Genomic DNA, 25,618 nt, shown 5'->3' on the forward strand with positions numbered 1-25,618 from the left:
GTTCTCCTTCGGAAGTGGTGGCGTCAGTCGCGCCGGTTGATGATGAGAGAGGCGAGCGATGCCTCGCCGTCGGACGCGAAGAATCCGATCCGCGACCCCGAGCGGGCGTAGAACCGCGTGCTCAGCGCGACCTGGTCGTCGACGACCACGACGACGACCTCTCCGTCGGTGAGCACGTCGATCGTGTGACGGCCGGCGTCCAGGCGCACAGGCCGTTCGAATTCGAACGGCACATCGCCGGAGATCTGCCACTGCTCGGCGCCGGTGACGGTGCGCGGCCACCGGTCGAAGACCACGCGGTGGCGCCGCGGCTCGAGCTGCACGATGCCGCCCTCTCCCTCGGCGTCCGAGCGCAGCACGAGTCCGACCGGTCCCGAGCCCACCGCGATGTCGATCTGCGCCCGCAGGTGGAACCGGTCGGGAAGCTCTTCGGTGCCGACGACCGCGCGATACGAGTCGGAAGCCGACAGGGTCAGGGGCGAGGGCAGACCGGTCGCCACCGGCACGTCGAAGCTCGCCGTGAGCTCCGCGGGAAGGTGGAAGGCGAGGGAGCCGTCGGGGCGCTGGGCCGCCTCCAGCACCGACATCGTGCCGGCCCACTGCCACCGCCCGTCATCGGAGTCGCCCTCCCGTGTCGCGATCCAGCCGACGAAGAAGCGCCGTCCGTCTCGGCCGACGGTCTTGGCGGCGTAGAACGCGCGCGTGTCGATCGCATCGTCGTCCGGTGCGAGCCAGGGTCCTTCGAGGGAACGGGCCATCCGATACCGCGTGCAGAAGCTGTCGCTGAACTCCGAGTAGACGAGGTACCACCAGTCGTTCCACCGGAAGACGTCGGGGCACTCGTGGGCGACGAACCTGCGCGGATCCCACAAGGGCTCGACGGGTGTCCATGCGCGGAGATCCTCGGAGACCAACTGCGCGACCGTTCCGCGCCGACGGTCGGGCCCGTCGGTGTGGCGCGCGGCGACCAGCATCCGCCAGTTCACTCCGTCGTGGAAGACGAACGGATCCCGCCAGTCGCCGGACTCGTAGCCGTCCGGCGCACCGAACGTCAGCTCCGGATGCTTCCGCCACGGCCCGTCGGGGGTCGCGCTCGTGGCGTGCGCCACGAGCTGCAGGGGGCGACCGTCCGCCCCGCGCCGCCCGGGATTCTGCGCCGTCGAGAACAGGTGCCAGGTGACGTCCGGCCCCTCGGCGACCGAGCCCGTGTAGACGTTGAAGTCCTCGGACTCCGGCCCGCCCGACGCCACAGCCTCACCCCGGTCGTCGAAGCCAACGAAGTCCGTCGTCGTGACCAGGTGCCACGGCATCCCCGGCTTCGGCTCGCGGCGATCGTCGTACAGGTACCAGAGGTGGAAGACCCCGTCGTGCTCGGCCGGGATGACGTCTCCGACCCAGGCGGGCGCCGGACGGAAGAAGACGGGCGCGTCGCTCATCGGGAGGAGCCCGCCGTCACTCCGGCGATGAAGTACCGCTGCGCGACGATGAACAGCAGCACGCTCGGAATCATCGCGATCACGACGCCCGCGAGCACCACCGAGATGGACCCGGTTCCGAGGTTGCCCTGCAGTCCGACGAGCCCGAGAGGCAGCGTGAACTTGTCCTGCGACTGCAGGAAGATCAGCGGACGGTAGAACTCGGCCCAGAACCCGGAGAAGTTCAGGATCGCGAGCGTCGCGATCGCAGGCGCCGCCATCCGGGCGTAGACGTGCCGGAACACGCCCCACTGGCTCGCACCGTCGATGCGCGCGGCCTCGCCGAGCTCGCGCGGCATCTGCATGAAGTACTGGCGCATCAGGAACGTTCCGAAGGCGCTCCCGAGCGCCGGGACGACCAGCGCCATCAGGCTGTCATTGAGGCCCAGCGTCTTGATGATGATGAACACGGGGATGATGATCGTCTGCAGCGGCACCATCATCGTCGCCAGGAACGCCCCGAAGATCACGTTCTTGCCGGGGAACGAGATCATCGCGAACGCGTACCCGGACAGCGTGCACGTCACGGTCTGCCCCACGACGATCAGCACGGTCACGATGACGCTGTTCATGAAGAACGTGCCGATCGGGATCTGCTGGAACACCGCGGCGTAGTTGCTGAAATCGGGATGCAGGGGAAGCCATTGCGGCGGGTTGTCGAACGCGTCGGCCGGGGTGCGCAGCGAGGTCGTCACCGTCCACAGCAGCGGACCGAGGGCGAAGACCGCCGCGATGATGAGCACGACGAGTCCGACGAACTTGCCGACTTTGAACACCCCTCGCCGACGCCCTGCGACGGGGTGCATCGGGTGGGCTTGGCCGCTGACGACGGCTGCCGTGTCGATGGTCGTGCTCATTGGTAGAACACCAGCTTCCGGGAGGCGAGGAACTGCAGTCCGGTGATCGCGAGGATCAGGAGCAGAAGGACGATGGCGATCGCGGACGAGTAGCCGAACTGGAGGTTCTGGAACCCGGTCTGGTACATCGAGATCGTCGCGGTGGTGGTGGCCGTGCCCGGCCCGCCCTTGGTCATGATGAACGGCTGGTCGAACAGCTGCATCGCGTTGATGAGCGAGATGACGGCGGCGAACAGGATCGTCGGGCTGATGAGCGGGATCTTGATCCGGAACAGCGTGCGCACAGGACCGGCGCCGTCGATGGATGACGCCTCCAGCACATCCTCCGGGACGGACATCAGGGCGGCGACGAACAGCACGAAGGTGAATCCGACCTGCTGCCAGACGACGATCAGCACGATCGTCACCTGCGCGCCGAGCGGGCTGGTCAGCCACGGGATGGCGGGGATGCCGAACAGCCCCAGGTAGTAGTTGATCGCTCCGAACTGATAGTCGAAGAGATAGCCCATGAAGATCGAGACCGCGGCGGTGGACGCCAGAAGCGGCAGATAGAAGGTCGTGCGGAAGAACGTCCTGCCGAAAGTCGACGTGCGCTGATTGACGAGCACCGCCAGGAACAGGCCGAGCGAGAGCTGGAGCACGACGATCGCGACCGCCATGGCGATCGTCACCCCGAACGACTGCAGCACGGGCTCATCGGAGAAGAACCGCTGATAGTTGCCCAGGCCGGCCCACGTCGGCGGACTGATGACGTCCCAGTCGAAGAACGAGAGGCCGAGCGAGGCGAGGATCGGGAGGAAGGTGAACACGGTCACGAACAGCATCGCGAGACCGATCATCGCGAAACCGAAGACGGCCTCCCGCCGGGCCGTCCGCCGCGCGCCGGGGCGGCGGCGGACGGGCCGGGCAGGTCGGTCTTCGCGCGACGGAGCCGGCGGCGCGGAGACGACGGCGGTCATGTCAGCTGCCCTTCGAGATCTTCTCGAGATCCGCCTGCATGGCGTCCAGCGACGGCTTCGCACGCCCGGCGGAGACCGCCTGCGTGGTGCGCTGGTTCAGCGAGGTGGCCAGCGCGTTGTAGTACGGCGGTGCCGAGATCGGCACCGAGCCGTCGAGCTGGTCGTAGAAGACCTTCCAGTTGTCGGGCCCGGTCGGCGCGTAGCGCTGCGCGGTCATCAGAGACTTGCGTCCGGGGGTCGTCACGTTGCCGGGGAACATGATGTCGAAGCTCTCCGGCCGGATCATCATCTTGATGACCTCCCAGGCGGCATCCTTCTTCTGCGACGACTCGAAGATCGAGTACCCGCCGGTGCCGAACAGCGACTTGTTGCTCTTCCAGCGGGGGAAGAACTGGACGTTGAAGCTGCCCGGAGCCATCCCCGCGTTGTGGAGGCCGCCGGCCCAGAATCCGCCGCCGATCGACATGCCGATCCGGCCCGACGAGAACAGGCCCTGCAGCGTGCCGCCGCCGCCCACATCCGGCGAGGGCGAGAGACCGGCCTTCTGCATGTCGATGACGTACTGCAGCGCCTCGACCGCGGCATCCGAGTTCGCGGTGGGCGTGCCCCACTTCCAGCCGCCCTGGCGGCCCGCGATGGCGGGGTCGCCGGCGGCATACGCCTTGCTCCACAGCCAGTCGCCACCGGGATACTTGCCCTCTTCGAGGAGGTTGCCGTCGTTGGCGTACAGGAACGAGGTCCAGCTGCCCCAGAGGCGCACCACCCAGTCGAACGGCAGGATCTGGCCGCCGGTGGACTTGATCTGCTGCGCCGTCGTGTGGAAGTCGTCCATGGTCCACGTCGGCCCGGGCGCCGCGGCGCCGGCCTTCTGGAGCACCCCGCTGTTGAAGAACATGCTTCCGGCGTTGAAGCTGTCCGGCATGTTGTACAGGTGCCCCTCGAACATCATCGCCTCGATGAGCGCGGGGTGGATGTCGTTGAAGTACGTGTCCTTGAGGGTGGCCATGTCCTTCGTGACGTACGAGTCGAGCGGCGTGATGAGCTTCTTCGACGCCATGAGCTGCAAGCCCTCCGTCGCCACGCTCACGAGGTCGGGCGCCTGGCCGGCGGCGATGAGGGTGAGCACCTTCGCGAGGAAGTCGTTCCAGTCCGTGCCGTTGATCGCCGTGACCTTGATCGACAGATCCTTGTCGATCTTCTTGACCTGCGGCTGCAGCGAGTTCTGCAGTGTCGTGGCGGCCTTCTGGTCGCCGAAGTACAGCATGTTCAGGGTTCCCGTGCTGGACGACCCGCCTCCGCTGCCGGATGCCGTCGGCGCGCAGCCGGTGAGACCCGTGCCGACGCCGGCGAGCGCGATCCCCGCCAGCCCCAGGCCGCCGAGCCGCAACAGATCACGACGGCTCACGTCCGGTCCGAATGCTCGTGCCATCAACTACTCCTCTCTGAGTGATCGCCCTCCATCAGGCGATCTTGCGGAACCGATTTAGCAGAACCGATTTAGCCGACGGTAACAGCCCTGCGGCCGCCTCGCAAGATTTAGCGCTAAATTAGTTCAGCACTGTAATCTGTCCGTGAGATTGAGAAACCGGAGGTGGACCCGGATGACGGCAGCACGAAGGCCGACGCTCGCCGATGTCGCGAAGCTGTCCGGACTGTCCAAGACCGCCGTCAGTCTCATCCTGAACAACCGTCCGGGCACGCGCCTGTCGGAGGACGCCGTCGAGCGCGCGCATGCGGCCGCTGCCCAGCTGGGCTACAAGCCGAACCCCGCCGCACAGAGCCTGCGATCGGGCAAGACACGCTCGATCGGCTTCATCTCCGACCAGGTGACGATCACGCGCTTCGCGTCGGCCATGGTGCGCGGCACTCTGCGCGCCGCGAAGGAGCTCGGTCACACCGTCCTGATCGCGGAGACCGGCGACCACGTCTCACAGCTGGAAGAGGCCTTCGACGAGATGATCGACCGCCGCGTCGACGGCGTGATCGTCGGGCTGATGGCGGCGCGCATGGTGGACGTGCCGGCTGCACCTCACGGCGTCCCCGTCGTCATCGTCAACGGCACGACTCCCGACGACCTGCCGAGCGTGCTGCCCGATGAATACGCCGCCGGGCGGGCGATGGCGACGCTGCTGCTCGAGGCCGGCCATCGGCGCATCGGCTTCATCGGCGATGTCCCTCACATCGCCGGGGATCTCCGGCGGTCCGCGACGATCGCGCGGCGCCTCGCCGGCATCCGGGAGGCCCTCGCCGATCGCGACGTCACGCCCGTCGAAGTCGTGGTGGACGATTGGACACCGCAGATCGGCTACGCCGAGGCGCACCGCATGCTGTCGGCCCACCGCGACCTCACCGCCGTGATCGCCGCCACCGACGGCGTCGCGTTCGGCGTGTACCAGGCGATCGCCGACCTCGGCCTGCGCGTGCCGCACGACATCTCGGTCGTCTCGTTCGACGACGAGGAGCTGGCGAACCTCGTCCGTCCCGGCCTCACGACCGCGCGGCTGCCGTACGAGGAGATGGCGCGGCACGGCGTGGAGATGCTGCTCGGGGATCGCGAACTCGCCCACGAGCTGCTCCCGATGCCCGTCATCCGGCGCGACTCGGTGAGAGAGCTCGCAGAGGCGCCGGCCGTCGCCGGCGACTGATCAGCCGAGGCCGAGGCGGGCGATGATCGAGTCCACCTCGGTCTGCGGCGATCCCGCGGCGGACACGACGATGCCGCGCTCGTCGGACTGAAGGGGCTCGAGGGTCGCCAGCTGCGAGTCGAGGAGCGATGCCGGCATGAAGTGATCGGCGCGATGCTCCATGCGGTTGGCGATCACGTCGGGATCGACGGTGAGGTGCACGAACTCGACGTCCGGCCGGGCCAGCAGGTTCCGGTACGCGCGTTTGAGGGCCGAGCAGGTGATGACTCCGTGCGCGCCGTCCGCGCGGTGCGCGTCGATCCACTCGGCGACGCGCCGAAGCCACGGCCACCGGTCTTCGTCCGTGAGCGGTACCCCGGCGGACATCTTCGCGACGTTGGCGGCCGGGTGGAGGTCGTCGCCCTCCTGGAGCTCCCACCCCAGTCGTTGGGCCAGCAGCTTCGCGACCGTGGACTTGCCGCTTCCCGATACGCCCATCACCACGAGCACCGCGGGCGGGCCCGCTTCCTGTCGCTGTTCCATCGGGGCCATCGTACCGATGCTCGGAGATAGCACCGCGTCTGGGACGGGGTCAAGCCCCATGGGTTCTCCGCAGGCCGCGCATAGCCTTGACCCGGATGGGCGGCAGGATCGTCCGAGGGCGAGACGGGAAGGGGAACGCGGACGCCGGTTCACACTCCGGCGACCACGCAATCCCGCACTCCCACGACCACACGGCTGGGCGTTCGCCTTCGCCAGCGCTGACGCGCGAGAGCGCCGGCCATGACCTCGACGAAGAGGGCGGGGCAGGACTCCCTGAGGGAAGTCCGCCCCGCCCCGATTCCCGTGATCGCGATGTCAGGCGCGGTTGCGGCCCATCATCGCGCGGATCAGCCAGGCGATGACGGCCAGCACCAGGAGGATGATGCCGATCCACAGCAGGAAGCTGAGGGACTGCACCAGTCCTCCCGTGATCGCGATGATGATCGCGATGATGATGATGACGATAAACAGAATGTTCACTGTGTTCCCTTCTTTCCGCGACGGGCGTCGCAGGTGCTCTAGTGGTTGCGCAGCATGGAGATGAGCTCGGACTTCCGCTTTCCGGAATACCCCTTCAAGCCCAGTTCCTTCGCTCGGGCGCGCAACTCGCCAACGGTGCGCTCGTCGTAATCGGTCGCACGGGCGCCTTTTCGCGCGACAGTCTTGCGTCCGCTGCGTGCTGCGGCGTTGGAGATGCGTGCAGCCTTCTCCTCCGACGCACCGTCTTCACGCAGGCGGTCATACATCGCCGGATCCTTGATGCTGCTGGAACGACGCTCCCTGGGCATGACGGCCTCCTTCCGGGGACGTACGTCAACGTTAGAGGTGCGCGGGCCGAGTAACGAGGGGGTTGACAGCGCCTGCGCGATACGGCATCGGGCGGCCGCATCTTCGGCGCCGAGAGTGAGGAGCTACCGGCGGGCTGTGCTGCGGTCAACCCCCTCACAGACACGCGCGCGCTCGCCTATCGTGGCCGTTCCGCATATGGAGAGGAGGGCGTGATGACGAGCCGAGTCACCGCCGAAATCGAGATCGATGCCCCGGTCCGGGTCGCGTACGACCAGTGGACCCAGTTCGAGGAGCTTCCCGAGTTCATGCACAACGTGAACTCCGTACGCCAGATCGACGACGAGACCACGCACTGGGTCGCGCAGATCGGCGGCGTGACCCGGGAGTTCGACGCCCGCATCACCGATCAGGTGCCCGACGACCACATCGCCTGGGAGAGCGTCGACGGGCGGTTGCTGGCGGGACGCGTCGAGTTCCAGCCCATCGACGGCGACCGGACACGTGTCACGCTGAGCATGGAGTGGGAGCCCGAGACCTTCACCGAGAAAGCCGGCGCGGCGCTGCAGCTGGACGACCTCGCAGTCGAGCAGGACCTCCACCGCTTCAAGAGGCTGATCGAGGACCAGGGCATGGCGACGGGCGGCTGGCGCGGCGAGGTGCACGGCGGCGACGCCACCGGTGCGACGGCCGGCAGGCTCGCAGAGGATCTCTGAGCCCGAACCCACCGACGGCCGGCGGCAGTGCCGCCGGCCGCGCGACCGTGTCGTGGAGAGCCCGAGGCCCGCTCCGGCGGGCGCTAAGCCCGGCCGCTCGACTCCCGGGACTCGATGTGCTCGTCGACGAGCTGGATGCCGCCCGAGGTGTTCGCCGAGTTCGCGAGGTCCTCGATCCACGCCCGGCTCAGCTCGGGCGGCTCGGGGTCGTCGAAGACGAACAGCAGCGGGATGGCCGGATGCAGCCAGATCGTGGACCGGCCGGGCGCCTCGTCCTCGTCGTGGTGCCGCCACGACAGCGTGAAGCTCTCGTTCCGGCGGAGTTTGGTCGCGATGACGACCTTCAGATGGGCAAGAGCACGGTCGTCGATATGGATCGCCATGTCCTGTCCGCCGTAGTAAAGCGTTCCCATGCGAGGAACGTTACCCTGCGTCTGACGTTGATACGAACTCTCTGTCACTGCGCGCCTCCGAGCTGGTTCCCGTACGTGGTATCCGATTTCCGCATGTCACGGTCGGCGGGGTCCTCCATGATGCTCATGTCGCTCTTTCCCTCGCCTTCAACGTAAGAAGATGTCCCACGGTTCGCACCCGGGTTGACAGGTCCGCCACCGTGGCCTACCCCGCAGGGTGCCGGAAGCTTCCCCGCCGCGATGCGGTGATGGGCGTAGCGTGGATGCCACGAGCCCGTGGCGCAGTCGCCGCGCCGTGTCCAGGAGGAGGTCCGCATGGGTCGGATGATCTACGAGGGGTCGGTGCGCCTGGACACGGACGACCGCACCCTGTCGCACCTCGTGGTCGTGATCAGCTCGAAGCTGCGCCGGGGCGAGTCGTTCCACTTCTCCTGGCGCAATGACGCCTCGGTCGGCGACGGACGCACCACCATCTGGGTGCACCCCCAGGCGTCGCTCGTGTTCGAGTTCGACGGCAGCCGCCGCCCGTCCTACAACCGCAGCTGGCTCGAGGCGCTCTCGGTGGCCGCGAACTCCCCCGAGGGTCTGCGCATCGTTCCGGAGCCCGCCGACTCCGACTCAGGAGTGAACGTCCCCTGAGCCGTCCCGCACCGGTCGCCGCCCGGGGCGCTCAGAGCACCCGATCAGCCCGGCCCGCCCGCGCGGCGAGCGCTCGCGATGCGAGTGCCGCAGGAGCCCTCGTCCCGAGGCGGATCACCGCTGCATCCAGGATCGCCTCGAGGCTCTCGAACCGCGACGGCGTCCGCGGGCCCAGCATCCACACGACGTCGTAGCCCTCGCGGACGCGCTCGACGTAACCGATGAGGCCCGCCGCGTCGCCGGACCCGGCGCGTCGATCGCAGATCCTCCAGGACCGTCGATCCAGCGGCTTGAACTCGATCTCGGCGCGTAGCGATCGCTGCATCCGTCTCTCCTTGCTCAGTCGACGGGAAGCCGGGGACCGAAGGTCCGAAGGTCGTGCCGCGTCGCATGACCAGATCAGCATCGGTCATCGGCGTCCTGCGCTGCAATGGCTTGACACACGGGATTGCGAGGGCTATCGCTTCGCGGCTACACCTTGCTCCAGCCCGCCGCAAGCCCCAGCCTCCTCCCGGGGGTCGGCCCCTAGGGTGCCTTGGCAGCGGATCATCGAGGGAGGAGGTGCCGGGATGAGGGTCCTGTTCTGGCACCTGCACACGAGCTACACGAATGCATTCGTCGCGGGTCGGCACGAGTACCTCCTGCCGGTCGACACGGCAGGGGATGCGGGCTGCCGAGGCCTGGAGGGCCACGATTGGCCGCGGGCCCGCGGCGCCTCCTGGCGTGAGCTGCGCGGCGATCCCGTCGACGTCGTCGTGCTGCAGCGCCCCGGGGAGATCGACGTCGTCCACGAGATGACCGGCCGGCGCCCGGGCCGCGACATCCCGGCCGTCTATCTCGAGCACAGCGTGCCGGGCCCCGACGCCTGCCGCAGCATCCACCCGCTCGCCGACAGCCCCGACATCCCGATCGTCCACGTGAGCGACTTCAACCGCCTCTACTGGGACAGCGGCCGTGCGCGCACCTTCGTCATCCACCCTGGGATCCCCGATCCCGGCCTGCAGTACACCGGGGAGCTCGACCGCATCGGGGTCGTGATCAACGATCCGGTCGTGCACGGCCGGGCGGCGGGCACCGACCTGCTTCCGCGCTTCGGACGCATCGCCGCGGTCGACGTGTTCGGGCGCGGCGGCAACGAGCTGATCCGGAGCCTCGCGGCCGACGCCGGGGGTGTCCACGCCGGCGGCGACCTCCCGCCGGCGCGGCTCGCGACGGAGCTCGCCCGGCACCGCGTGTACCTGCATCCCTCACGGTGGACGTCGCTCGGGTTCGCGCTGCTCGAGGCGATGCAGCTCGGCATGCCGATCGTGGCCGTCCCCGGACCGGGGATCGCCCGCGCGGTGCCCACGGATGTCGGGGTGGTGTCGGCGGATGTCGACGTGCTGTGCCATGCGGTCGCCGACTGCATGGAGGATCCGGAGCTCGCCCGGGAGATGGGAGCGCGCGCCCGACGGCACGCGCTCGTGCACTACGGGCACGAGAGATTCCTGCGGGACTGGGACGACGTCCTGGTCGAGGTCGCCGCCGGAGATGGCCGCGAGCGCTCGCTCGCGACGGCGGAGCGGCGACTGTCGTGAGAATGGGGCGCGGACGGGCGCAGTCCGCGGTTCTTCGCGTGCCCGGATGACGCTGCACCGCGGCACACTCGCGTGCGATATCTGCGCGACGGCCGCCTGTCAAGCCCATCCCACCCGGGAGAGACCCTGGCCCATGATCGCTGGACACGTTGAACCAACGAAGCGAAGGGGGCACCGGATGTCGATTCCGGATGACCGTTCCGAAGGCACGCCGATCTTTGAGAACGCACGACACACGCACGAGCCGGACACGGTCGCCACGGGGGGCGCAGCCCCGACCGAGGTGGCGAAGGAGCAGGCGAGCAGGGTCGCCGACTCCGCGGTCGATGCGGGCAAGGACGTGATGGGCGTCGCGAAGAGCGAGGCCGGCAATGTCGTGGAGGAGGCGAAGTATCAGGCGCGGGACCTCCTGCACCAGGCTCAGGACGAGCTGCGCCAACAGGCGTCGCACCAGCAGACGCGCCTCTCGCAGGGCCTGCGCTCGGTGGGTGACGATCTGCACAGGATGGCATCGGCCTCCGACACGAAGGGCGTCGCGAGCGACCTCGTCCGCCAGGCGGCGCGTCGCACCCACAGTGCCGCGAGCTGGCTGGCCGCGCGCGACCCGGAGGGCGTGCTGCGCGAGTTGAAGTCGTACGCGCGACGCCGGCCCGGCGTGTTCATCGCCGGCGCGATCGTGGCCGGTGCGGTCGTGGGTCGTCTGACGCGCGCCCTCGCCGCCGGCCCGGCGCAACCGTCAGGGGAGACCGAGCATGACCGGTGAGCCGATGACGCCTTCCGAGAGACGGGCGACGGACGAGTCGCTGGGCGAGCTCCTCAGCGACGTCACACGCGATCTGTCGACGCTGATCCGTCAGGAGATGGAGCTCGCGAGGGCCGAGTTCACGCGGATGGCCGTGCGCGCCAGCCGCAGCGCAGGCCTGTTCGGCGGCGCCGGCTACGCGGCCCTGATGGCGGTCTTCTTCCTGTCGATCGCCCTCTGGTGGGGGCTGGGCTACGTGATGGGCAACGCCTGGTCTGCCGTCGTGGTCGCCGTGATCTGGGCGATCATCGGCCTGATCCTCTACCTGGCCGGACGCAATCAGCTGAAGACGGTGGAAGGGATGCCGCAGACCGTCGAGACGGTCAAGGAGATCCCCGAGACCCTGAAACGAAACGGAGAGAACCGATGAGCGACGACCCTGATGTCATCCGCGCGAACATCGAGGTGACGCGCGCCGAACTGGGCGGAGACGTCGATGCGCTCGCCGACAAGGTGACGCCGAGCAAGATCGCCGACCGCCAGATGAACAAGGTGAAGGGCGTGTTCCGCACCCTCGGCGACAAGGTGATGGGAACCGCCGAGGCGGCGGGAGACAGTCTCGACGACGCACGGGAGGCCACCATGGATGCCGGCAGGCAGGTGGTCGTGAAGGCTCAGGGCAACCCCGTCGCGGTGGGACTCATCGCGTTCGGGATCGGGCTGCTCACCGCATCCCTCATCCCGCCCAGCGATGCGGAGCGCAAGCTCGCCGCGCAGGCGAAGGATGCCGCGCAGCCGATGATCGACGAGGTGTCCGAAGCCGGCCAGCAGGCCGCGCAGCACCTGAAGCAGCCGGCTCAGGATGCGGTCCAGGCGGTCAAGGAGACCGCGCAGGACGCCACCGAGAACATCACGTCCGAGGCGACGGACCGCACGAACGACGTGATCGACGACGCGAAGGACGCCGGCCGCCGCTTCCAGGACGGCAGCTGAGCAGAGGCGAAGCGGCGGGCGGCCATCCGGCGCCCGCCGCTTCGTCGCGTCCCGGGCCTTCCCGCTGCGCCGGGACGCGTCAGCCGGCCGCGTCGAGGACGCCGCGCATCTCGGCGAGCGCCGCCTCCGAGTCGGCGAGGGCCGACTCCGACCGGCTGAGCAGCTCGCGCAGCTGAGCGAGCTCGGCGGCCGAGCCGTCGACCGGGGCCGCCGCCGGCACCGGCGCGGGAGGCGAGGGAGTGGCGGGTTCGGCTGCGCCTGCCGACACGGGTTCGGCAGCAGGTGCCGAAGCCGCAGGAGCAGTGGCATGCGTCGGCACCGTGCTCGTGGCATCGGCGGACGAGGCATCCGTCTGCTGGTCGGCGGGCTCCGCCGACTTGCCCGGCCCGAGGAAGGCGTTGGCGAGGTAGCCGGTGAAGGTTCCGAAGATGCCGACGCCCACGATGATGATGAAGGAGCCGATGATGCGACCGGCGTTCGTGACCGGGTAGCGATCGCCGTAGCCGACCGTCGAGATCGTCACGATCGTGTACCAGAGGGCGTCGGAGGCATCGGTGATGTTCGCGCCGGTCGCGTGCTCCTCGACCTTGAGGATCGCGAGGCTGCCGTACTGCAGCACCAGGACGCCCATGAGGAGCAGTGTCGCCAGGGCGCTGTTCGCGCGATCGCGGAGCACCCGGCGGGCGATCGTGCGCGGGCCGAGCTCCCGCATCAGGCGGATGACGCGGAACACCCGGAACAGGCGGAGGATCTTGAGCTCCGCCAGGGGAAGGCTCGCCAGCAGGTCGGCCCAGCCGTACTGGACGAAGAAGTAGCGCGACGCAGAGGGCGCCGTGGTGATGCGGTACGTGAAGTCGATCAGGAAGATGATGCTGAAGATCACGTTCATCACGAGAAGGACGTCGCGCAGCTCAGGGTCCCTGATGACGAGCGCGAGGACGAGGTTGACGACCGACAGGATCGACAGGACGCCGATGAAGATCTCGTAGGAGAGGTTCTTCAGCTCGCTCCGCGCCCGCGGATGCCGTTCGCGTCTTCTGGCCATGGTTCCTCCGGGTTCACGCGCCCGGCGAGCCGGCCGTGGACCCATTGTGGATCATGGCTCGCCGTTTCAGTCGTCGCGTTTGCGGAACATCTTCGGCGGATCGTCGATGGCCGGCCGCTCCGCGACCACGGGGAAGGTGCCGGTGTGGCCCTCGCGTGCAGCGGCCGCGGCCGCGATGCGCGTGCGGAATGAGAACCAGCCGATGATCAGCAGCGGGATGATGAGGACGAGGGATGCGAGCACCCACCGGCCGGTCGGCGTGAACGCCATCGTCACCAGGACGAACACCAGGAAGGCGAGCGTCAGCCACGCGGTGAAGGGCGCCCCGAACAGGCGGAACGACGGCCGCTCGATGCGGCCGGCCCGCGCCCACCGGTGCAGCTTCATCTGGCAGAGGATGATCGTCCCCCAGCCGCCGATGATGCCGAGCGCCGATACGTTCAGCACGATCTCGAACGCCTGCTGCGGCACGACGGCGTTCAGGCCCACGCCGAGGAGCGTGATGCACGACGTCAGGAGGATGCCGCCGTAGGGCACACCGTGACGGCTCATCCGCATCGTGAACAGGGGCGCGGAGCCGTTCACCGCCATCGACCGCAGGATGCGTCCGGTCGAGTACAGACCCGCGTTCAGGCTCGACAGGGCGGCGGTCAGCACGACGAAGTTCATGATGGATGCCGACACCTCCCCGGCCTGCGGCGACCCGATGTGCGAGAAGAACGTCACGAACGGGGACTCGTCCGCCGAGTACGTGCTGTACGGCAGCAGGAGCGACAGCAGCAGGATCGAGCCGACGTAGAAGACCGCGATCCGGATCACGACGGTGTTGACCGCGCGTGGCATGATCTTCCGCGGCTCCGCGGTCTCGCCCGCCGCCGTGCCGACGAGCTCGATCGCCGCGTATGCGAACACGACGCCGCTGATCGCGAGGAGCGGCGCGAACGCGCCCATCGGGAACCATCCGCCGTTGTCCTGGATGACGGTGATGCCGGTGGGCCCCACATCCGTGTGCCCGACGAAGAGGAGGAAGATCACGCCGATGATGAGGAAGATCACCAGCGCGGCGACCTTGATCATCGCGAACCAGAACTCCATCTCGCCGAAGACCCGCACCGACACGAGGTTGAGCGACAGCACGACGATCAGCGCGACGAGGGCGATCGCCCACTGCGGCACGGCCTGCAGGAAGGGGACGTACGGCGCCCAGAACTTGACGTACAGGGCCACGGCGGTGACATCGACGATCGACGTGAACGCCCAGTTCAGGAAGTACAGCCAGCCGGCGGTGTACGCCATCTTCTCGCCGTAGAACTCCCGGGCGTACGAGACGAACGAGCCGGACGACGGCCGGTGCAGCACGAGCTCGCCGAGCGCGCGCAGGATCAGGAACGCGAAGAACCCGCACAGCGCGTACACGAAGACCAGCGACGGTCCGGAGCTGGCGAGTCTGCCGCCGGCGCCCAGGAACAGTCCCGTTCCGATCGCGCCGCCGATCGCGATCATCTGGATCTGCCGCGGCAGGAGGGTCTTGTGGTACCCCTCCTCCTCGCTCGAGAAGTCCTGCGCCGCCAGCATGACGTCGCCGACGAGCTCGCGGCTGTTCTCGAGTTCCTGCTCCGGGTCGTGGGGGTGCTGATCGGTCGCACTCATGGCGTCTCCTCGGTGCTCGGTCTGGGGAACGAGTCAGTCCACCCGGTTTACCGAATCGCTCGGGAACGCACAAGTGACACGCGCGGCGGCGGCGCCCGCGTCAGTCGTTGGTGAGATCGCCGTCCAGCAGAGCCGGCCGCTCGGACCGCGCCTGGATCTCGTAGGGGTCCAGGCTCACCTCTGCGTCGATCGGCTCGAAGTCGCCGAGGTTCTCGGGCACGACCGGCTGGACCATCTTCGCGATCTTGCGGAGACGATCGGTGGCGGCGTTCTCGGCGAGCACGGGAACGTAATCGCGCACCCGTGCACCGCTCAGGCTGCCGTACTCCTCCCGGACGATCGTCGCGATGGTGTCGCGATCGACCGAGGGGAACCGCTCCGACAGGCGGGCGATGGCCTCCTCGAGGGCGCGCTGTTCGCTCTGTGTGTCCACGGTGATCATTGTCACCCACGGAGGATCCGCGCGGAAGCCGGGCGGATCGCGATCCGCTCAGCGGACCCTGGGTTGCGCCCTCTATGCTGACCCCCGCCCGCATCCCCTCCGGAAAGCCTCCCGCGTGAAGATCACCAGCATCCCCAGCCCTCCCCCGGCGTGGGCCCAGTTCCAGCTCGGACCGCTCACCATCCACACGTACGCGCTGTGCATCATCGCGGGCATCATCGCGGCCGTGTGGATCACGGGCAGACGACTCGCGAAACGCGGGGTGGATGCCGGGTTCGCCATCGATGCCGCGCTGTGGGCCGTGCCCCTCGGGATCATCTGCGCGCGGTTCTACCACGTGTTCACGCACGTGGGGGACTACTTCTTCCCCGGTGCGAACCTGTGGAACGTCTTCGCGATCTGGGACGGCGGCAACGCCATCTACGGAGCGCTGATCGGCGGCGCGCTCGGCATCTGGATCGCCTGCCGCCGCGCCGGCGTCCGCTTCTGGACCTTCGCCGACGCGCTCGCGCCGGCGCTGCTGGTCGCCCAGTCCCTCGGCCGGTTCGGCAATTACTTCAACCACGAGCTGTACGGCATCCCCACCACCCTTCCCTGGGGCCTGCAGATCGAGTCGACCAACCCGAAGTTCCCGCCGGGACTGCCGGCGGGCACCCTGTTCCACCCGCTGTTCCTGTACGAGATCATCTGGAACCTGGTCGGCTTCGCCGTGCTGCTCCTGCTCGAGCGGCGCTTCACGCTCCAGTGGGGCAAGATGCTCGCGCTGTACCTCATCTGGTACGGCACCGGCCGCAGCTACCTCGAGTCGATCCGCATCGACCCCTCGAGCAACAGTTTCCTCGGCATCCCCGCGAACGTCTGGGCCTCGTTCGTCGCCGTCATCCTCGGCGTCGTCCTGCTCGTCGTGCAGTCGCGCCGCCATCCCGGCGCCGAGCCGTCTCCGTTCACGCGACCCGATTCGCGGGCCCGCCGCAAGGATCCGGTGGCCCCTGCCGGCGAGTCCGAGGAACAGATCTCGCGCTCCTGAGCCCGCCTCGGCCTACAACTCCGCTGTCAGGCCGCCGTCGATGACGAAGTCGGCGCCCGTGATGTTGCCGGCGACCAGATCGCTGGCGAGGAACACGACGAGCGCTGCGACCTCCTCCGGCTTCGTGAAGCGACCCGTGACCATCGACGCCTCCGCACCGGCGACGATCTGCGCGCGCTCGGCGCCTGCGGCGGCGGACACGGTCGCGGCCACTCCCCCGTCGCCGAGCCACAGGTCCGTGGCGACGGGTCCGGGGCTGACCGTGTTGACGCGGATACCGTCGGCGCCGACCTCTTTCGACAGCGACTTCGAGAAGTTCACGAGCGCGGCCTTCGCCGCGCTGTAGTCGATGACCGCGGGATCGGGCAGCCGCGCGTTGACCGACGCGACCGTGACGACCGAGCCCCGCCGTGCGTCGCGCATCACGGGGAGCGCTGCGCGCGTCATCCGGATCGCCGTGAGCGCATCGAGCTGGAACGTGCCCATCCACTCGTCGTCGGAGACCGCGGCGAAGCCGCCCGTGCGCGGACGCACGCCGCCCACGTTGTTCACGAGGATGCCGACGGGGCCGAGGTCGCCGGCCCGCGCGACGAGCTCGTCCGCGACGCTCGGATCGGTGAGGTCGGCGGCGATCGCGGTCACGCCACCGGCCTCGGCGAGCGCCGCCAGATCGGGGGTGATGCTGCGCGAGGCGGCGAGCACCCGTGCACCCTCGGCGACGAGGGTCCGGGTCACGGCGAGGCCGATCCCCCGGCCCGCGCCCGTGACGATGGCAACGGTGCCCTCGAGGCCGAGATCCACGTCAGAGACCCTGCACCGTGAGCCACTCCAGGACGGCGTCCGCGACATCGGCCCAGCCGTGGTCGATCGTCAGGGAGTGCCCGCGCCCCTCGAACTGCTGGAGCTCGTTCACGGTCATCGCATCCCGGTACTGCTTGAGGGTCGAACGGGTGACGACGTCGGGCACGGTGTGGTCGGCCGTCCCCGAGATCAGCAGCAGCGGCCCCCGCGGCTCGCGCTTCGTGTCGACGGCGGCGGGCGAGTGCATCGAGAAGTTCGCTCCCGCGGCCTGGAACAGCGGGCGCCCCGGCGACGGGATGGTCCAGCGCTCGTACAGGGCGTCCGACTCCTCCTGGTCCAGCGCATTGCCGAAGCCGTAGCGGAACTGCTCCTTCGTCAGGGAGATGGCCTTGTGCCGGTTGGCGGGGTTGCCCAGCACGGGGAACCCGGACCTCAGCTGTGCCAGCGGGAGCGGCAGCACGCCCTTGATCTGCGCCGGGTCGATCGCGACGGCGCCCGCGCCGACGCCCTCCCCGAGGAGCTTCTCGGCGAGGAGCCCGCCGAACGAGTGCCCGATGAGGATCGTGTCGTCGCCGAGACCGTTCGCCACCTCGGCGAAGTGGTCTGCCGCCTCGTCGATGCCGATGTCGGCGACGGCATCCGGATTCTCGCGCGCCGCGGCGACCGTGTCGGCCTCGTTCGGCCACCCGGGGGCGACCGGCTCGTAACCGGCGGCGCGGAACTTCTCGATCCAGGGGCCCCAGCTCGTGGCGTGCAGCCAGAGGCCGTGGATGAAGACGACGGGACGAGGGCTTTCGGCCATGGGAGCGCTCCTAGCAGTCGGGACTCCAGCACACACCCCAGCCGACGGCGGCGTCCAGAACCGTTTGGACACGGATCGATGCACGTCTTGCATCGATCGCCGCGGGTGCGAGAGCCTTCCCTGTGGGGAGGACTCGTGGACCTCGATCTTCGGCTCGTGCGCTCCTTCGTCGCGGTGGCCGACGAGCTGCACTTCGGACGTGCGGCGGCGCGCCTGCACGTCAGCCAGCCCGCCCTCTCGCGACAGATCCGCCGCCTCGAGGACGACCTCGGCTTCACGCTGTTCGCGCGCGACAGCCGGCGCGTGGCGCTGACGCCGCAGGGAGCGCGCTTCCTGAAGGACGCGCGCCCGCTCCTGGCTCAGGCGGCCAGAATGATGCACCCCGACGACCCGGGCATCCGGATCGCCCACATCTTCGACCTCGACACCGGGCGGCTCGTCGCAGACGCGTTCGCCGAGCGGCATCCCGACGTCCCGGTGATCGCCAGCTCGATGGACAGCCGGCGGCAGTTCGACGCGCTCGTGGCGGGTCTGCTCGACATCGGGATCCTCCGCCTGACGCCGTCGATGGTCGGGGAGCATCCCACCGGATGGCGCCATCGCCCGCTGCGGCTGGAGCCGTTCTGGCTGGTGGGACGTTCGGGCGGCCGCGTCGCCGAGACCGTTTCGCTGCGCGAGCGCCCGGTCGAGGTCTTCGGCGACCCCCTCGGCTCCGCCCTGTTCAACGCCCACGGCGCCTACCTGCGGGCGCTCGAGGCGCACAGCGATCTGGCCTTCCGCTGGCTCGGCAACCCCGGAACGTTCGACCAGTGCCTCCCGCACGTGCGGCGGGCGACGGATGCCGCGTACCTCCTCGAGTTCGAGTCGTACGCGCTGCGCTACCGGCGGCTCGGCATCCCCATCCATCGCCCCGCCGAGCTCCAGCCCGTCTATCCGTGGTCGATCGTGTGGCGCGAGGACCCGAATCCACCCGCCGTGGCCGACTTCCTCGACGTCGCCGCGGAGCAGGCGCGGGAGCGCGACTGGCTGACGCCGGAGTCGGCGGCGCCGCTGTGGCAGCCCTCGTCGGGGTGAGCCGTCGCCGGAAACCGACCGGCGTGTTTCGGCGGCGCGTATCGTCGGGGTCATGACTGCGCTTCGACTCCTCTTCCTCGGCGGCACCGGCACCATCAGCCACGCCTGCGTCACCGCGGCTTCCGCCGCCGGCCACGACGTCACCGTCCTCCACCGCGGGCGCAGCGACCGCCCGCTGCCCGACGGCGTGCGCACCGTCCTCGGCGATGTGCGGGACGCGACCTCGATGCGCGCGGCCGTCGGCGGCGAGCGGTTCGACGTCGTCCTCGACTTCCTGTCGTTCGTGCCCGCACACGTCGAGACGGTGCTCTCCGTGTTCGAGGGCCACGTCGGGCAGTACGTCTTCATCAGCTCCGCATCTGCGTACCAGAAGCCGCCCCGCTCCCTCCCCGTCACCGAGTCGACACCGCTGCGCAACCCGTTCTGGCAGTACTCGCGAGACAAGATCGCCTGCGAAGACCTCCTGGTGGGCGCCTACCGCGAGCGCGCGCTGCCGGTGACGATCGTGCGTCCCTCGCACACCTACGACGAGCGGCTGATCCCGACCACCGGCGGCTGGACAGACATCGCGCGCCTGCGCGACGGCAAGCCGGTGGTCGTGCACGGCGACGGCACGACCCAGTGGACGCTGACGCACGCCGACGACTTCGCCGTCGCCTTCACGGGACTGCTCGGCAACCCCGCCGCCATCGGCGAGGCGTATACGATCACCGGCTCGCACGCGCCGACGTGGAACGAGATCTACGGCTGGCTGGCCGAGGCGGCGGGCGTCGACGACCCGCAGTTCGTCCACATCGCGAGCGAGACGATCGCCGCCTTCGCCCCCGACGCCGGGCCCGGCCTCATCGGCGACAAGGCCCACTCGATGGTCTTCGATGCATCGAAAGTCACGCGTCTCGTCCCCGAGTTCCGCACGACCATCACCTTCGACGAGGGCGCCCGACGCATCCTCGCCTTCTACGATGCGCATCCCGAATCGCGGCGAGTGGATGCCGACGTGGATGCCGCGTTCGACCGGATGATCGCCCACGCCCGCGCAGCGGGCGCTTGACCAGGAAGTGGAGATCACAGCCATGCCCGACGACATCGATCTGAAGCTCGAGGCCATCGTCATCCCGGTCGCCGACGTCGACCGTTCCAAGGCGTTCTACGCACAGCTCGGGTGGCGTCTCGACGCCGACTTCGCGTTCGACAACGGCTTCCGGGTCGTGCAGTTCACCCCGCCGGGGTCGCCCGCCTCGATCCAGTTCGGGACGCGGATCACGCAGCAGCGGCCAGGGACGGCCGAGGGCGTCTACCTCGTCGTCAACGATGCGCAAGCGGCGCACGAGCGCCTCGCGGCGCTCGGCGCCGAGGTCGAGGATGTCTTCCACCCGACCGCACCCGGTGCGCAGTTCGGCCACGTCGACGGGCGCGAGGCGGGCGCCGGCGAGCGGGCCAGCTACGGCACCTTCGCGTCCTTCCGGGATCCCGACGGCAACACGTTCCTGCTGCAGGAGGTCACCACGCGCCTGCCGGGCCGCATCGACGCGCACGAGACTACCTACGCCTCGCAGGCCGACCTCGAAGCCGCGCTGGTGCGCGCGGCAGCCGCGCACGGCGTGCACGAGGCCGCCGACCTCGGCGGAGTCCGCGACGAGCAGTGGCCGCAGTGGTACGCGGCCTACATGGTCGCCGAGCAGCACGGCACCGACCTCCCCTGACCCGATCGGAACAGAGCATGCGCACGCTCGTGGTGTACGAACTCGTCTCGCTGGACGGCTTCGCCGACGACCCCGACCGGTTCGTGACCGACTGGGACGTCGAGATGGACGCGAATCTCGCCGCCGTGATCGGGGCTCAGGATGCCGTCATCCTCGGACGCCGCAGCTACGACGAGTGGTCGCGGTATTGGCCGACGAGCACGATCGAGCCCTTCGCGACCTTCATCAACACCGTGCCGAAGTATGTCGCCACGACGTCGCCGCTCGCGACCCCGTGGACGGATTCGCATACGCTCGACGGCGACCTCGTCGAATCGGTGCGAGGACTGAAGGAGAAGCCGGGCGGCGACATCGGCGTGCACGGGAGCATCTCCGTCGCCCGCGCCCTCCTGGATGCCGGTCTCGTCGACGAGCTGCGGCTCGTCATCGCTCCGCACATCATCGGCGAGGGCCGTCGGCTGCTCGACGGGCTGCCGGCGATGCGCCTCCAGACGATCCGGAGCTCGACCTCGCCGACGGGCTACCTCTTGGTGGACTACCTCGTCACGACGTGAACAGGTCGCGGTGCTGCCGCGGCTGCGATCGCAGGTACTGCGGCGCGACGCGCACCTGAGCCCCGAGCTCGGCCGCCGCGTGCCACGGCCAGCGCGGGTCGTAGAGGGCGGTGCGGGCGAGCGCGACGAGGTCTGCGTCGCCCGTGGCGACGATGGCCTCGGCCTGCTCATACCCCGTGATGAGCCCGACCGCGACCACGGGGATGTCGACGCCCTCCTTGACCGCACGCGCGAGAGGCACCTGGTAGCCCGGTCCGACCGGGATGACCTGCTGCGGGCTGAGGCCGCCGCTCGACACATGGACGGCGTCGCATCCGGACGCCTCCAGAGCCTGTGCGAACTCGACCGTCTGCGCGATGTCCCATCCCCCCGGCACCCAGTCCGTGCCCGAGACGCGCACCGACACCGGCAGCTCCGGCACGGCCTGCTTCACGGCGTCGAGCACCTCGAGCGGGAACCGCATCCGGTTCTCGAGCGAACCGCCGTACTCGTCGGTGCGCCGGTTCGACAGCGGCGAGAGGAACTCGTGGAGCAGGTAGCCGTGCGCTGCGTGCAGCTGCACGGCGTCGATGCCGATCCTCGCCGCACGCGCCGCGGCGTGCGCAAAGCCGTCGCGCACGCGCGAGAGGCCCTCGCGATCGAGCGCGTGCGGCGCGACCTCGCCCTCGAGGAACGGGATCGCGGACGGTGCGACGGTCTGCCACCCGTTCGGGTCGCGAGGCGGGAGCTGCGCGCCGCCCCGCCAGGGAACCTCGGTCGACGCCTTGCGGCCGGCGTGGGCGAGCTGCACGGCGATCGGCGTCTGCGACCATCGGCGGATGCGCTCGATCGTCGATCCCATCGCCGCCGCGGTCCGGTCGTCCCACAGCCCCGTGTCGGCGTAACTGATGCGACCCTCCGGGACCACGGCGGTCGCCTCGATCGTCAGCAGCGCCGCCCCGGACTGCGCGAGCTGGCCGAGGTGGATGAGATGCCAGTCGGTCATCTCGCCGTCCTCGGCGGAGTACTGGCACATGGGCGCGATCACGATGCGGTTGGCGAGCTCCAGCGAGCCGACGCGGATGGGCTCGAACAGCACGGGGTGTGGCACGGGGACTCCTCAGGGGTGCGCGGGCCCGATCGACGATACGCCGCTGCCGCAGGTGCGGGACGCGCGGGGCGCCCGGATGACGGATCCTTGCGGCGCCGCCCGCGGAGTGGGATCATTCCATTAATTCATCGAACGATGAATTAATGGAGCCCGAAGGCAGTCAGATGGATGCATCAGCACCGAACCTCATCCTCGATCTCGCGCGGGTCTCGGCCGCCGACCTGCCCGACGTGGGCGGGAAGGCCGCGAACCTCGGAGAGCTGATCGCCGCCGGATTCGATGTGCCACCCGGCTTCTGCGTCACGACCGAGGCCTACCGGCTCGCCGTGCGGGGGACGCCCGTCGAGTCCGGGAGGGAGGCGGATGCCGGGGCGGCCCGCGCGGCGATCATGGCCGCCCCCGTCCCGGCGGCGGTGGCCGACGCGGTCCGCGAGGCATACGCGCAGCTCGGCGCGGGCCCGGTCGCCGTGCGCTCGTCCGCCACCGCGGAGGACCTGCCGGGGGCGAGCTTCGCCGGCCAGCAGGACACCTACCTCGGCATCGACGGCATCGACGAGGTGCTCGACGCGGTGCACCGCTGCTGGGCGTCACTCTGGACCGACCGCGCCGTCGCCTATCGCGCCGCGCAGGACATCCCGGGCGCCGGCGTCGCCCTGGCCGTGGTGGTGCAGCGGATGGTGGATGCCGCGTCGGCGGGCGTCCTGTTCACCGCCGACCCCGTGACCGGTCGGCGGCGGCAGGCGGTCATCGACGCCGCGCACGGTCTCGGCGACGCCGTCGTGTCGGGCGCCGTGGACCCGGATCAGGTCGTCATCGACACTCGGAGCAGCCGCATCCTGGATCGTCGCCCGGGGGGCCCGGGCGACGGCGGGCCGGTGCTCACGGATGCCGAGGCCCGGGCGCTCGCCGCGCTCGGGGATCGGGTCGAGCGGCACTTCGGGGCCCCGCAGGACATCGAATGGGCCATCGACGCCGGCGGACACCTCTGGCTGACCCAGTCCCGCCCGATCACGACCCTCTACCCCGTGCCGGTGCGGGACGCGCCGCGGCGCGGCGACGAGACGCGCGTCTACTTCTGCATCACGCTCGCGCAGGGCCTGCACCGACCGATCACGCCGCTCGGGATCGCCGCGTTCCGGATCGTCGGGGCGGGCGGCCTGGACCTCATCGGCCGCCGGCCCCCGCGCATCGTCGACGGTCCGGGCGGCTTCGCCATCGGCGGGGACCGCATCTTCCTCGATGCCACTCCGATCGTGCGCTCCGCCTTCGGCCGCGAGATCTTCCCGCGCGCCCTCCAGGTCATGGAGACGCGATCGGCGGTGGTGCTGCGCGGACTGTTCGACGACCCGCGGTTCTCGGTGCTGCCCGGGTCGCGTCGCCGCTTCGCCGTCCCTGCGCTGCGGCTCGCGCTGCGCATCCGGCTGCCCCTGCTCGCCGTGCAGGCGGTCGCGAGTCCGCCGGCCGCGCACCGGCGCCTGCGTCGCCTGGCCGACGACATCCGGACCCGCAGCATCCCGGCCGGCGACATCCCGTCCCGCGTCGACGCGACCGTCGACCTGCTGTTCCACGCGACGCCCCTCGCGCCGCGCAGTCTGCCCGGAGCCGCCGTCGGCTTCGGGATGCTGGGACTCGCGGGGCGCCTGCTCGGGGATGCGGTGCGCCCCGGCGACCTTCAAGCGGTGCTCCGCAGCGTGCCCGACAACGTGACCACCGAGATGGATCTCGATCTGTGGCGCATCGCGGTGCGGACTCGCACGGATGCCGAGTCGGCCGCCGCCCTGCGCGACCTCTCGGCGCGCGACCTCGCCGACCGCTATCTCGGCGGTGGCCTGCCCGCGGGTCTGCAGCACGAGATGGCGCGGTTCCTGGAGCTGTACGGGCACCGCGCGGTCGCCGAGATCGATCTCGGGATGCCGCGCTGGGCCGATGACCCGGCGCACCTTTTCGGCGTGCTGTCGGGCTACGTGCGGCTGGACCCGGATGCCGAGTCCCCCGAGCAGCACTTCGCGGAGGGCGCTCGCGATGCCCGCGCCATGATGAACGAGCTGATCGGGCGGGCACGTCGGCGCAGCCGACTGCGCGCCGCGGCCGTGAGCTTCTGTCTCCGCCGCGCCCGGGCACTCATCGGCATCCGCGAGATGCCGAAGTTCCTCGTGGTCATCGCGCTGCGGACGGCGCGGACGGCGATGCTCGGCATCGGCGCGGAACTGGCGGAAGCCGGCCGGATCGAGACTGCCGACGACATCGCCTTCCTCGATTTCGACGACGCCAAGCGGGCCGCCGCGGGCGAGGACCTTCGCGCCGTGGTCGCCGAACGCAGAGCGCGTTACGACGCGGAACTGCGCCGCCGGCACGTTCCGCGCGTGCTGCTGTCGGACGGGACGGAGCTGGAGGCCCTCGCATCCCACGGCGAGACGGACGAGCCGGGCACGCTGCGCGGCACCCCCGCGTCGGCGGGCGCCGTGACGGCACGCGCGCGCGTGATCCTCGACCCCGTCGGCGCGCAGCTCGAACCCGGCGAGATCCTCGTCGCCCCCTCCACCGACCCGGGGTGGACGCCGCTGTTCCTCACCGCCGGCGGCCTCGTGATGGAGATGGGCGGCGCGAACAGCCACGGCGCCGTCGTCGCGCGGGAGTACGGCATCCCCGCCGTCGTCGGCGTCGCCCGCGCCACCGAGGCCATCCGCACCGGCGACGAGGTCACGGTCGACGGAGCCGGCGGTGTCGTGTCGATCACCGCCGGGGCCGAGGTGACGACGCCGGCGTGATCGCCGCATCCCGAGCCCCTGTCGGGAACCGATCGCACCACGTACAGTGAGCCTGTGAAGCGGAGCTGGCCTTACCTCGTGCCGGGCGTGATCCTCGCCCTCATCGGCCTGGTGTGGACCCTGCAGGGCATGAACGTGCTGCGAGGGTCGGTGATGAGCGGGTCGCCGCTGTGGGGCACGATCGGCCCGATCGTGCTCGTGATCGGCGTCGTGCTGATCGTCATCGGCATCGTCGTCGCCGCGCGGCGACGGCGCGCCGGGTCGTAAGTCAGCCTCGCGACCGAGAGCCGCTCATGCGGCGAGGTTCGGGCTTTCGGAGCGGCGATCCCGATCGGGGC

29 protein-coding genes are annotated in these 25,618 nt (G+C 69.7%); 14 read left to right on the forward strand and 15 right to left on the reverse strand.

Annotated features, from left to right (window positions below; translation table 11 throughout):
• Positions 1-23 precede the first annotated feature (23 nt).
• The 4 genes from SM116_RS16745 to SM116_RS16760 are packed head-to-tail and all read right to left on the reverse strand — an operon-like array spanning position 24 to position 4,720.
• Entirely contained in the window at positions 24-1,436 is a 1,413-nt protein-coding gene (locus tag SM116_RS16745; protein ID WP_320942101.1) for a glycoside hydrolase family 32 protein, read from the reverse strand.
• A complete protein-coding gene (locus SM116_RS16750; protein ID WP_320942102.1) occupies positions 1,433-2,332 on the reverse strand; it encodes a carbohydrate ABC transporter permease in 900 nt (299 codons plus the stop codon). Before SM116_RS16750 ends, SM116_RS16745 begins: the two co-directional genes overlap by 4 nt.
• Complete coding sequence (locus tag SM116_RS16755) at positions 2,329-3,291, reverse strand: carbohydrate ABC transporter permease (RefSeq protein WP_320942103.1); 963 nt, start codon at positions 3,289-3,291, stop codon at positions 2,329-2,331. Before SM116_RS16755 ends, SM116_RS16750 begins: the two co-directional genes overlap by 4 nt.
• A gap of 1 nt (position 3,292) precedes the next feature.
• Positions 3,293-4,720, reverse strand: coding sequence for an ABC transporter substrate-binding protein (locus SM116_RS16760; protein WP_320942104.1), 1,428 nt, complete (start codon positions 4,718-4,720; stop codon positions 3,293-3,295).
• A gap of 172 nt (positions 4,721-4,892) precedes the next feature.
• Here SM116_RS16760 and SM116_RS16765 point away from each other — a divergent pair, with 172 nt between their 5' ends.
• Positions 4,893-5,936, forward strand: a complete 1,044-nt coding sequence (locus tag SM116_RS16765) for a LacI family DNA-binding transcriptional regulator (protein ID WP_320942105.1) — start codon at positions 4,893-4,895, stop codon at positions 5,934-5,936.
• On the opposite strand, the gene SM116_RS16770 is transcribed toward SM116_RS16765, so the two are convergent.
• The 3 genes from SM116_RS16770 to SM116_RS16780 form a co-directional block, all read right to left on the reverse strand.
• Positions 5,937-6,458: a gluconokinase gene (locus tag SM116_RS16770; protein WP_320942106.1), complete on the reverse strand. Its 522-nt coding sequence runs from the start codon at positions 6,456-6,458 to the stop codon at positions 5,937-5,939.
• Positions 6,459-6,773: 315 nt separating this feature from the next.
• Positions 6,774-6,938 (reverse strand): hypothetical protein, encoded by a 165-nt coding sequence (locus tag SM116_RS16775; RefSeq protein WP_320942107.1) that lies wholly within the window; start codon positions 6,936-6,938, stop codon positions 6,774-6,776.
• Between the two features lie 38 nt (positions 6,939-6,976).
• Complete coding sequence (locus SM116_RS16780; RefSeq protein WP_320942108.1) at positions 6,977-7,246, reverse strand: DUF7218 family protein; 270 nt, start codon at positions 7,244-7,246, stop codon at positions 6,977-6,979.
• 213 nt (positions 7,247-7,459) lie between these two features.
• On the opposite strand from SM116_RS16780, the gene SM116_RS16785 reads away from it, so the two are divergent.
• A complete protein-coding gene (locus SM116_RS16785; RefSeq protein WP_320942109.1) occupies positions 7,460-7,960 on the forward strand; it encodes an SRPBCC family protein in 501 nt (166 codons plus the stop codon).
• Positions 7,961-8,043: 83 nt separating this feature from the next.
• On the opposite strand, the gene SM116_RS16790 is transcribed toward SM116_RS16785, so the two are convergent.
• The gene (locus tag SM116_RS16790; protein ID WP_320942110.1) at positions 8,044-8,373 is read right to left on the reverse strand and encodes a DUF7882 family protein; all 330 of its coding nucleotides are present in this window, start codon (positions 8,371-8,373) and stop codon (positions 8,044-8,046) included.
• A 315-nt stretch (positions 8,374-8,688) separates the two neighbouring features.
• Here SM116_RS16790 and SM116_RS16795 point away from each other — a divergent pair, with 315 nt between their 5' ends.
• Entirely contained in the window at positions 8,689-9,012 is a 324-nt protein-coding gene (locus SM116_RS16795; protein WP_320942111.1) for a DUF7882 family protein, read from the forward strand.
• Positions 9,013-9,043: 31 nt separating this feature from the next.
• On the opposite strand, the gene SM116_RS16800 is transcribed toward SM116_RS16795, so the two are convergent.
• On the reverse strand, positions 9,044-9,337 hold the full coding sequence (locus SM116_RS16800) for a hypothetical protein (RefSeq protein ID WP_320942112.1): 294 nt from the start codon (positions 9,335-9,337) through the stop codon (positions 9,044-9,046).
• 244 nt (positions 9,338-9,581) lie between these two features.
• Here SM116_RS16800 and SM116_RS16805 point away from each other — a divergent pair, with 244 nt between their 5' ends.
• The 4 genes from SM116_RS16805 to SM116_RS16820 all read left to right on the forward strand — a co-directional run bounded on the left by SM116_RS16805 (position 9,582) and on the right by SM116_RS16820 (position 12,324).
• Positions 9,582-10,589 carry a glycosyltransferase gene (locus SM116_RS16805; protein ID WP_320942113.1) on the forward strand — a complete coding sequence of 336 codons (1,008 nt, stop codon included), beginning with the start codon at positions 9,582-9,584 and terminating at the stop codon, positions 10,587-10,589.
• 178 nt (positions 10,590-10,767) lie between these two features.
• On the forward strand, positions 10,768-11,352 hold the full coding sequence (locus tag SM116_RS16810; RefSeq protein ID WP_320942114.1) for a hypothetical protein: 585 nt from the start codon (positions 10,768-10,770) through the stop codon (positions 11,350-11,352).
• Positions 11,342-11,761, forward strand: coding sequence for a phage holin family protein (locus tag SM116_RS16815; RefSeq protein ID WP_320942115.1), 420 nt, complete (start codon positions 11,342-11,344; stop codon positions 11,759-11,761). The genes SM116_RS16810 and SM116_RS16815 overlap by 11 nt, the downstream gene beginning before the upstream one ends.
• Positions 11,758-12,324: a DUF3618 domain-containing protein gene (locus tag SM116_RS16820; protein ID WP_320942116.1), complete on the forward strand. Its 567-nt coding sequence runs from the start codon at positions 11,758-11,760 to the stop codon at positions 12,322-12,324. The genes SM116_RS16815 and SM116_RS16820 overlap by 4 nt, the downstream gene beginning before the upstream one ends.
• Positions 12,325-12,403: 79 nt before the next feature.
• Here SM116_RS16820 and SM116_RS16825 read toward each other — a convergent pair whose 3' ends face one another.
• The 3 genes from SM116_RS16825 to SM116_RS16835 form a co-directional block, all read right to left on the reverse strand.
• Entirely contained in the window at positions 12,404-13,369 is a 966-nt protein-coding gene (locus SM116_RS16825; RefSeq protein ID WP_320942117.1) for an ion transporter, read from the reverse strand.
• Between the two features lie 66 nt (positions 13,370-13,435).
• Positions 13,436-14,944 (reverse strand): amino acid permease, encoded by a 1,509-nt coding sequence (locus SM116_RS16830; RefSeq protein ID WP_320944203.1) that lies wholly within the window; start codon positions 14,942-14,944, stop codon positions 13,436-13,438.
• Positions 14,945-15,119: 175 nt separating this feature from the next.
• Positions 15,120-15,452 carry a three-helix bundle dimerization domain-containing protein gene (locus SM116_RS16835; protein WP_320942118.1) on the reverse strand — a complete coding sequence of 111 codons (333 nt, stop codon included), beginning with the start codon at positions 15,450-15,452 and terminating at the stop codon, positions 15,120-15,122.
• Positions 15,453-15,576: 124 nt separating this feature from the next.
• Between SM116_RS16835 and lgt the strand changes: the two genes are divergently transcribed.
• Positions 15,577-16,488, forward strand: a complete 912-nt coding sequence (lgt, locus tag SM116_RS16840; RefSeq protein ID WP_320942119.1) for a prolipoprotein diacylglyceryl transferase — start codon at positions 15,577-15,579, stop codon at positions 16,486-16,488.
• Between the two features lie 12 nt (positions 16,489-16,500).
• Here lgt and SM116_RS16845 read toward each other — a convergent pair whose 3' ends face one another.
• Entirely contained in the window at positions 16,501-17,289 is a 789-nt protein-coding gene (locus SM116_RS16845) for an SDR family NAD(P)-dependent oxidoreductase (RefSeq protein ID WP_320942120.1), read from the reverse strand.
• Position 17,290: 1 nt separating this feature from the next.
• Positions 17,291-18,091 carry an alpha/beta fold hydrolase gene (locus tag SM116_RS16850; RefSeq protein WP_320942121.1) on the reverse strand — a complete coding sequence of 267 codons (801 nt, stop codon included), beginning with the start codon at positions 18,089-18,091 and terminating at the stop codon, positions 17,291-17,293.
• A 135-nt stretch (positions 18,092-18,226) separates the two neighbouring features.
• Here SM116_RS16850 and SM116_RS16855 point away from each other — a divergent pair, with 135 nt between their 5' ends.
• From SM116_RS16855 to SM116_RS16870, 4 genes are read left to right on the forward strand one after another with little or no spacing between them, the layout of a single operon-like run.
• The gene (locus SM116_RS16855; RefSeq protein ID WP_320942122.1) at positions 18,227-19,165 is read left to right on the forward strand and encodes a LysR family transcriptional regulator; all 939 of its coding nucleotides are present in this window, start codon (positions 18,227-18,229) and stop codon (positions 19,163-19,165) included.
• A 52-nt stretch (positions 19,166-19,217) separates the two neighbouring features.
• Positions 19,218-20,216, forward strand: a complete 999-nt coding sequence (locus SM116_RS16860) for an SDR family oxidoreductase (RefSeq protein ID WP_320942123.1) — start codon at positions 19,218-19,220, stop codon at positions 20,214-20,216.
• 22 nt (positions 20,217-20,238) lie between these two features.
• Entirely contained in the window at positions 20,239-20,868 is a 630-nt protein-coding gene (locus SM116_RS16865) for a VOC family protein (protein ID WP_320942124.1), read from the forward strand.
• A 17-nt stretch (positions 20,869-20,885) separates the two neighbouring features.
• Entirely contained in the window at positions 20,886-21,422 is a 537-nt protein-coding gene (locus SM116_RS16870) for a dihydrofolate reductase family protein (protein WP_320942125.1), read from the forward strand.
• Here SM116_RS16870 and SM116_RS16875 read toward each other — a convergent pair.
• Positions 21,412-22,512, reverse strand: a complete 1,101-nt coding sequence (locus tag SM116_RS16875; RefSeq protein ID WP_320942126.1) for an NADH:flavin oxidoreductase/NADH oxidase — start codon at positions 22,510-22,512, stop codon at positions 21,412-21,414. The genes SM116_RS16870 and SM116_RS16875 overlap by 11 nt on opposite strands.
• Before the next feature lie 164 nt (positions 22,513-22,676).
• Between SM116_RS16875 and SM116_RS16880 the strand changes: the two genes are divergently transcribed.
• Both SM116_RS16880 and SM116_RS16885 read left to right on the forward strand, forming a co-directional pair.
• A complete protein-coding gene (locus tag SM116_RS16880; protein WP_320942127.1) occupies positions 22,677-25,280 on the forward strand; it encodes a PEP/pyruvate-binding domain-containing protein in 2,604 nt (867 codons plus the stop codon).
• 54 nt (positions 25,281-25,334) lie between these two features.
• Positions 25,335-25,547 (forward strand): hypothetical protein, encoded by a 213-nt coding sequence (locus SM116_RS16885; protein WP_320942128.1) that lies wholly within the window; start codon positions 25,335-25,337, stop codon positions 25,545-25,547.
• The last annotated feature ends 71 nt before the right edge of the window (positions 25,548-25,618 follow it).

The organism is Microbacterium rhizosphaerae, from assembly GCF_034120055.1.
Classification (GTDB): Bacteria; Actinomycetota; Actinomycetes; order Actinomycetales; family Microbacteriaceae; genus Microbacterium; species Microbacterium rhizosphaerae.